The sequence below is a fragment of the Streptomyces sp. MBT53 genome (assembly GCF_016654115.1).
In the GTDB taxonomy this organism is placed as follows: Bacteria; Actinomycetota; Actinomycetes; order Streptomycetales; family Streptomycetaceae; genus Streptomyces.
Map to the genome: position 1 here is coordinate 1 of NZ_JAEQAZ010000317.1, position 6,486 is coordinate 6,486.

At 71.8% G+C, this 6,486-nt stretch carries 6 protein-coding genes; all 6 read right to left on the reverse strand.

What is annotated here, in order from left to right; genetic code table 11:
• A partial coding sequence (locus JHN45_RS49430; protein ID WP_201056018.1) for a Xaa-Pro peptidase family protein occupies positions 1 to 1,047 on the reverse strand: 1,047 nt, incomplete at its 3' end.
• A 71-nt stretch (positions 1,048 to 1,118) separates the two neighbouring features.
• Complete coding sequence (locus JHN45_RS49435; RefSeq protein WP_201056019.1) at positions 1,119 to 2,054, reverse strand: ABC transporter ATP-binding protein; 936 nt, start codon at positions 2,052 to 2,054, stop codon at positions 1,119 to 1,121.
• On the reverse strand, positions 2,051 to 2,836 hold the full coding sequence (locus tag JHN45_RS49440; protein WP_201056020.1) for an ABC transporter ATP-binding protein: 786 nt from the start codon (positions 2,834 to 2,836) through the stop codon (positions 2,051 to 2,053). The genes JHN45_RS49435 and JHN45_RS49440 overlap by 4 nt, the downstream gene beginning before the upstream one ends.
• The gene (locus JHN45_RS49445; RefSeq protein ID WP_201056021.1) at positions 2,833 to 3,699 is read right to left on the reverse strand and encodes an ABC transporter permease; all 867 of its coding nucleotides are present in this window, start codon (positions 3,697 to 3,699) and stop codon (positions 2,833 to 2,835) included. The genes JHN45_RS49440 and JHN45_RS49445 overlap by 4 nt, the downstream gene beginning before the upstream one ends.
• Positions 3,696 to 4,799: an ABC transporter permease gene (locus JHN45_RS49450; protein ID WP_200716880.1), complete on the reverse strand. Its 1,104-nt coding sequence runs from the start codon at positions 4,797 to 4,799 to the stop codon at positions 3,696 to 3,698. The genes JHN45_RS49445 and JHN45_RS49450 overlap by 4 nt, the downstream gene beginning before the upstream one ends.
• Positions 4,774 to 6,360, reverse strand: a complete 1,587-nt coding sequence (locus JHN45_RS49455; protein WP_201056022.1) for an ABC transporter substrate-binding protein — start codon at positions 6,358 to 6,360, stop codon at positions 4,774 to 4,776. Before JHN45_RS49455 ends, JHN45_RS49450 begins: the two co-directional genes overlap by 26 nt.
• Positions 6,361 to 6,486: the final 126 nt, after the last annotated feature.

A 6,486-nucleotide genomic window follows, 5' to 3' on the forward strand; every position in this document is an offset into this window, starting at 1 on the left:
GCCGGGCAGATAGATGCCGGGTTCGACGGAGAAGGCCATGCCGGGTGCGAGCGGGAGCGGGTTGCCGGCCACGATGTACGGCTCCTCGTGGCTCTCCAGCCCGATGCCGTGTCCAGTGCGGTGGATGAAGTGCGGCCCGTATCCGGCGTCGGTGATGATGTCCCGTCCCACGGCGTCGAGTTGACTGGCCGTCAGGCCCGGTCGTACGGCGTCGGTCTGGGCGCGTTGGGCGCGCAGCAGCACGTCGTAGAGGCGACGGAACTCGGCGGGCGGTTCGCCGACCGCGTATACGCGCGTCGAGTCGGAGCAGTAGCCGTCCCGGGTCGTACCGCCGATGTCGACCACCACCGGGTCGCCGGGGCTGATCACGCGGTCGGAGAGTTCGTGGTGCGGGCTTGCGCTGTTCGGGCCGGAGCCGACGATGACGAAGTCGGCCCGCACATGGCCCTCGGCGACGATGGCGTCCGCGATGTCCCGGCCGACCTCGCGTTCGGTGCGTCCGGCCCGCAGCCACTCCCCCATGCGGGCGTGCACCCGGTCGATGGCGGCACCGGCCCGGCGCAGGGCGTCGGCCTCCTGCGGACTCTTGCGCACCCGCAGGTCGTTGAGCACTCCTCCGGCCAACTCCTGCTCCGCGCCCGGGAGTACGGCACGGAAGGCGAGGGTCTTCTCCGCCCACATGTGGTTGTCGACGCCGACGCGGGCCGTCCGGTCGGGCAGCCGGTCCGCGACGAGCGCGTACGGGTCGTCGGTCTCGCCCCAGCCGGTGATCTCGATGCCGAGGTCACCGGCCGGGGACGCCCGCGCGGCGGGTTCCTCCAGGGCCGGGACGAGCAGGAAGGGGTCGTCGTCGGCCGGCAGGACCAGGCAGGTCAGCCGCTCCAGCGGCAGGGCGTCGTAGCCGGTCAGATAGCGCAGGTCGGCGCCGGGCGAGATCAGCAGGGCGTCCAGACCGGCCCGCGCCGTGGCCTCCCGGGCCCGGCGGAGGCGGTCGGCCGGGTAGAGGGGCGGGTGCGCGGGATCGGCGGGGTGGTCGTCGTCGGACATCGGTTCTCCGTGAGGTGTCGTGGGAGTCGGCGAGGCTGGTGCCGGGGGACCACCGTCCGGTGCGGCACGGCTCAGGCGGCGTACAGCCGGCAGGCCACGCCCCCTGCGATCAGCTGCGGTTCCTCGCGGTCGCAGCCGTCGAAGGCCTGGGGGCAGCGGGGGTGGAAGCGGCAGCCGCTCGGCGGTTCGGCGGGGTCGGGGACGTCGCCGGGGAGTTCGGCGGGCAGCACGCCCGCGCCGTCCGGTTTGGGTACGGCGGCCAACAGGGCCCGGGTGTACGGGTGTCGTGGGTCGGCCCAGACCTCGGCGGTGGGGCCGGTCTCCACGATCCGTCCGAGGTACATGACCGCAATGCGATCCGCGATGAGTCGTACGACGGACAGGTCGTGGCTGATGAACAGCAGTCCGGCGCCCGACTCGACGGCCAACGACCGCATCAGCGTGGCCACTTGGAGCTGGGCGGAGGCGTCCAGGGCGGAGATCGGCTCGTCGCCGACGAGCAGGCGGGGACGGGCGGCGAGCGCGCGGGCGATGGCGATGCGCTGCCGCTGGCCGCCGGAGAACTCCTGCGGATAGCGCTCGGCGGCCTCCGCCGGCAGCCCGACCCGGGTCAGCAGATCCTCCGGGGTCGCCCCGTCCGCCGCTTCCCCCCGCCCGGTCGCGGTGCGGATGCCGTCGGCGATCTGCGCGCCCACCCGGCGCCGGGGGTTGAGGGAGCCGTAGGGATCCTGGAAGACCATCTGGACGCCGGTGAGGGCGGGATCGCGGCGGCGGACGCGCAGCGGGCGTACCGATGTGCCGTCGTAGGTGATCCGGCCCTCCGCGGCGGGGGTGAGGCCGCAGACCGCGCGGGCCAGGGTGGACTTGCCGCAGCCCGACTCGCCCACCAGGCCCACGACTTCACCGGCCCGCACCTGGAGGCTGACCCCGGCGACGGCGCGGGTGGGCGAGGCGCCCGGCCGGTGGTACTGGACGACCAGGTCGTCGACAGAGAGGAGGGGGGTCATACGGTGCTCCTTCCGGGGAGCGCGTCCAGGAGCTGACGGGTGTACTCGTGCCGCGGCTCGGTGAGGACCCGGCCGCGCGGGCCGGTCTCGACGACGAGACCGTGGCGCATCACGCTCACCTCGTCGGCGATCGCGGACATCACGCCCAGGTCGTGGGTCACCAGCAGGACGGCGAGGCCGAGTTCGTCGCAGAGGCCGCGCAACAGCCGCAGTACGCCTGCCTGCACGGTCACGTCGAGGGCGGTGGTCGGCTCGTCGGCGATGAGCACCTTCGGTTCGCAGGCCAGCGCGATGGCGATCGCGATGCGCTGCCGCATCCCGCCGGAGAACTGGTGCGGGTAACGCCCCAGCGCTTCAAGGGGGTTGGGGATGCGGACCTGGGTCAGCAGCTCGGCGGCCCGCTCCTTCGCGGCCTTGCGGTTCAGCTTCAGGTGGTGGCGCAGGTGGTCGGTGAGCTGGTGTCCGATGCTGAGCATCGGGTGCAGGCTGGTGGACGGGTCCTGGAACACCATGCTCACCGATCGGCCGCGCAGCGCGGCCAGTTGACGAGGTGGGAGGGTCAGCAGGTCGGTGCCCTCCAGCTCGATCCGGCCGCCGGTACGGGCGCCCGGCGGCAGCAGCCCCAGCGCGGCGAGCCCGGTCATCGTCTTGCCCGAGCCGCTCTCCCCCGCGAGCCCGTGCACCTGACCGGGCCGCACCGCGAGGTCGACGCCGCCGAGGATGCGCCGGCCGCCCAGGTCGAGGGTGAGGCCGCTGATCTCCAGCACATTGCCGGCGGTCATCCGACACGCTCCTTCTCCGCGCTGAGGGTTCGGGCCGTGCCGGGGTCGAGGGCGTCCCGGAGCGAGTCGCCGAGGAAGTTGAAGGCGAGCACGACGGTGAGGATGGCCAGCCCCGGGAAGACCCCCATCCACCACTTGTCGAACTGCTGCGTCCCGTCCGCCACCATCGCGCCCCACTCGGCGGTCGGCGGTTTCGCACCGAGCCCGAGGAAGGACAGCCCGGACAGCAGCAGGGTCGCCGTACCGATGTCGAGGGTGGCCAGGACGAGCAGCGGCCCGAGCACGTTGGGCAGGATGTCGACGCGCAGCGAACGCCAGGCGGAGAAGCCCAACAGCCGTCCGCTGAGCACGAATTCACGGTTGCGCAGCCCTATGACCAGGCCCCGGGTGACGCGTGCGTACGACGGCCAGGACACCACCAGGACGGCCAGTACCGCGTTCTGCAGGCTGGCGCCGAGTGCGGCGGCGACCACCATCGCCAGGATGACGGTGGGGAACGCGAACACTAGGTCCGCGATCCGCATCACGGTCTCGTCCACCCACCGTCCGAAGAACCCGGCGCAGGCTCCCAACACCCCGCCGACCAACAGGGACATGGCCACCAGCAGGAGGGCGAGGGGGATGGAGACGCGGGCGCCGTACAGCACCCGGCTCAGCACGTCCCGGCCCAACTCGTCGGTGCCGAACCAGTGTCCGGCGCCCGGGGCGGCCAACCGGGGCAGGTTCTGCGCGAGGGGGTCGTGCGGGGCGAGCAGCGGGGCGGCGATCACGATCAGCAGCCAGAACACCGCGACCAGGCCGCCGGTGACGGCGAGGGGGCGGCGCCAGGCGGGTGGCAGGCGCTTCAACAGGTTGAGCCTCATTGCACCCTCACCCTCGGGTCGATCACGCCGTACAGGACGTCCACGGCGAGGTTGACGGTCAGGTACACCAGGCCGACGACCAGCCCGACGCCCATGACGGCGGGCAGGTCGAGGGTGGTGGCGCTGCGGTAGGCGTAGGCGCCGAGGCCCGGCCAGGCGAAGATCGACTCGACCAGGACGGTGCCCGAGAGGAGGGCACCGAAGGCCAGTCCGGCGACCGTGACGACGGGGACGAGGGCCGCGCGCAGGACGTACTGGAAGAGGACGGTCCGGCCGGGGAGGCCCTTGGCGCGGGCTGCGCGGACGTAGTCCTGGTTCAGGACCTCCAGGACGGCGGAGCGGGTGAAGCGGGTGAGCAGGCCGACCGTGTAGGCCGTCAACACCAGTGCGGGCAGGGCGAGATGGCCCACCGCGTTCCAGAACACCGGCCACTGGCCCGCGAGTGCCGCGTCGACCGTGTAAAGGCCGGTGACATGGGGTGGGGCGGTCATGCCGGGGTCGAGGCGACCGCTGCCCGGGGCCCAGCCGAGTCGGTAGAAGAAGATGTAGAAGGCGAGCAGCGCCAGCCAGAACGTCGGCACCGACACCCCCAACAGGCTTACGACACGCAGGAGTTGGTCGGTGAAGCGGTCCCGGCGCAGCGCCGCCACGACTCCGAACGCGACGCCCACGACCAGCGAGACGACGATCGCGGCCCCGGCGAGTTCCAGGGTGGCGGGGACGGCGGTGGACAGGTCGGTGAGGACCGACTGGTGGCTCTGCTGGGACTCGCCGAGGTCGCCCTGGAGCAGGTTGCCGAGGTAGGTGACGTACTGGACGGGCAGCGGCTTGTCCAGGCCGTTCGCGTGCCGCCACTGGGCGACGATCGCCGGGTCGCCGATGGCCCGCTGGCCGAGGTTGGCCGCCGCCGGGTCGCCCGGGACGAGGTTGGTGAGGACGAAGGTCACCAGGGTCACGCCGACGGCGAGCAGGACGGCGGTGGCGGTACGGCGGAGGAGGAAGCGGGCGAGGGGGTGGCGGGCGAGGAGCCGACGGCGGACGGGAGGCCGTCCGCCGTCCTTGCCGCCCGCTTCCTTACTTGGCGCCCAGCGCGGCGACATCGATCGTCCATACGGGGTTGTAGGCGACGCCGGTGACGGACGCGGCGGAGACGGTGTTGCGGCTCGGCTGCATCAGCGGGATGAAGGGGCCGTCGGCGTTCATCTTCGTCTGGATCTGCTCGTACAGCGTCTTGCGGGTGTCGTCGCCGATGGTGGTGGCGGCCTTGTCGCCGAGCGCGGTCAGGGCGGGGTCGGCGCCGGCCTTCCAGCCCGCGCGCAGGCCGACCAGGTTGCCGGGCAGGAAGGTCAGGTAGTCGCTGGGGTCCGGGTAGTCCGGGCCCCAGTACCAGAGGCCCAACTGCTCTTTGCCGTTGCGGTAGTTGTCCAGTTCCGTGGTGGTCGGCGCGGGGGCCAGCGTGACGGTGATGCCGACCTCCTTCAGCTGGGCCTGGACCCGTTCGGCGAGGGTCTGCAGGGACAGTCCGTCGACGGTCAGGTCGCTGGCGTAGCCGAGCGTCACGGACGGCTTGCTGATCCCGCTCGCCTTCAGGGCGGCCTTCGCCCCGGCGAGGTCGCGGCCTGCGGCCTCGGAGGCGGGCAGCGCGCCGAGGAAGGTCGAAGGGATGATCCCGGCGGGCTGGACGGAGCCGCTGCCGGCGAGCGAGAGCAGGCCCTTGTAGTCGATGCCCTTGCGCACCGCCTCCGCGAACTTCGCGTTGGCCGTCGTGGAACTGACCTTGGTGTTCCGGTTGAGCAGCAGGAAGATCACGTCCGAGGACGCGCCGCTGTCCACCTTGAGTCCCCCGCCGAGCCCGCTGACCTGGTCGGAGGTGAGGTCGAGGGCGATCTGGCTGTCGCCGCGCTGGACGTTCAGCTTCTGGGTGGGGGCCTGGACGTTGCGGATGACGATCTTGTCGTAGGTCGGCTTGTCCGCGCCCGTGTACTTGGGGTTCTTCGCCAGGACGACCTCGGTGTTGGTGTTGAACGAGGTCAGCGTGTACGGGCCGGAGCCCGCCGACGTGGTGTTGAGGTACTTCTCCGCCCCGTCCGTCGAGCTCGCCGAGCCGCCGTGGGCCTGGACGGTCTTCGCGCTGAGGATGCCGAGCGCGGGGTTGGGGAGGATGAAGGGCAGGGCGGGGTTGGCCTTCTTCGAGACCAGGGTGACCGTCGAGGCGTCCGTCTTGGTGACCGTGACACCGTCGAGCAGGAACGACGGGTTGCCCTTGAGCGCGATCACCCGGTTCAGCGAGAAGACGACATCGTCGGCGGTGACCGCGCTGCCGTCCGCGAACTTCGCGCCGGTCCGCAGGTGCAGGGTGAGCGTCTTGCCGTCCGCGGACTGCTCGTACGAGGAGGCGAGGCCCGGCACCGGCTTGGTGACGTCGGAGCCCTTGAAGGTCAGCAGCGTCTCGTAGAGCGCCTTGTCCACGATCTGCCCGGTCGGCTCGAACTCACGGCCCGGGTCGGCGGTCTTCAGGTTGAACGACGTGTCGACGACCAGGGTCTTGCCGGCCGCGGAGCCGGAGGCGCTCGTACCGCCGGAGCAGGCGCTCAGGGCGAGCGCCGCGACCGCGACGAGGGAGAGTGCCACCGGGTACGACCGGGCACTGGATCTGGGCATGAGTGCCTCCGTGAGCAGGGCGGAGCGGAAGAAGGCGGGGCGGGAACGGGCGGGCACCGGGAGGGGACCTGGACGATTCGCCGTTAGGGTGGGCTGAAACTAACCAGGACTTTCGGCCGACGGGAT

Bases quoted from the DNA above. Each gene is read 5' to 3' on its own strand.
- JHN45_RS49435 (WP_201056019.1), bottom strand. From the start codon at position 2,054: ATGACCCCCCTCCTCTCTGTCGACGACCTGGTCGTCCAGTACCACCGG.
- JHN45_RS49440 (WP_201056020.1), bottom strand. From the start codon at position 2,836: ATGACCGCCGGCAATGTGCTGGAGATCAGCGGCCTCACCCTCGACCTG.
- JHN45_RS49445 (WP_201056021.1), bottom strand. From the start codon at position 3,699: ATGAGGCTCAACCTGTTGAAGCGCCTGCCACCCGCCTGGCGCCGCCCC.
- JHN45_RS49450 (WP_200716880.1), bottom strand. From the start codon at position 4,799: ATGTCGCCGCGCTGGGCGCCAAGTAAGGAAGCGGGCGGCAAGGACGGC.
- JHN45_RS49455 (WP_201056022.1), bottom strand. From the start codon at position 6,360: ATGCCCAGATCCAGTGCCCGGTCGTACCCGGTGGCACTCTCCCTCGTC.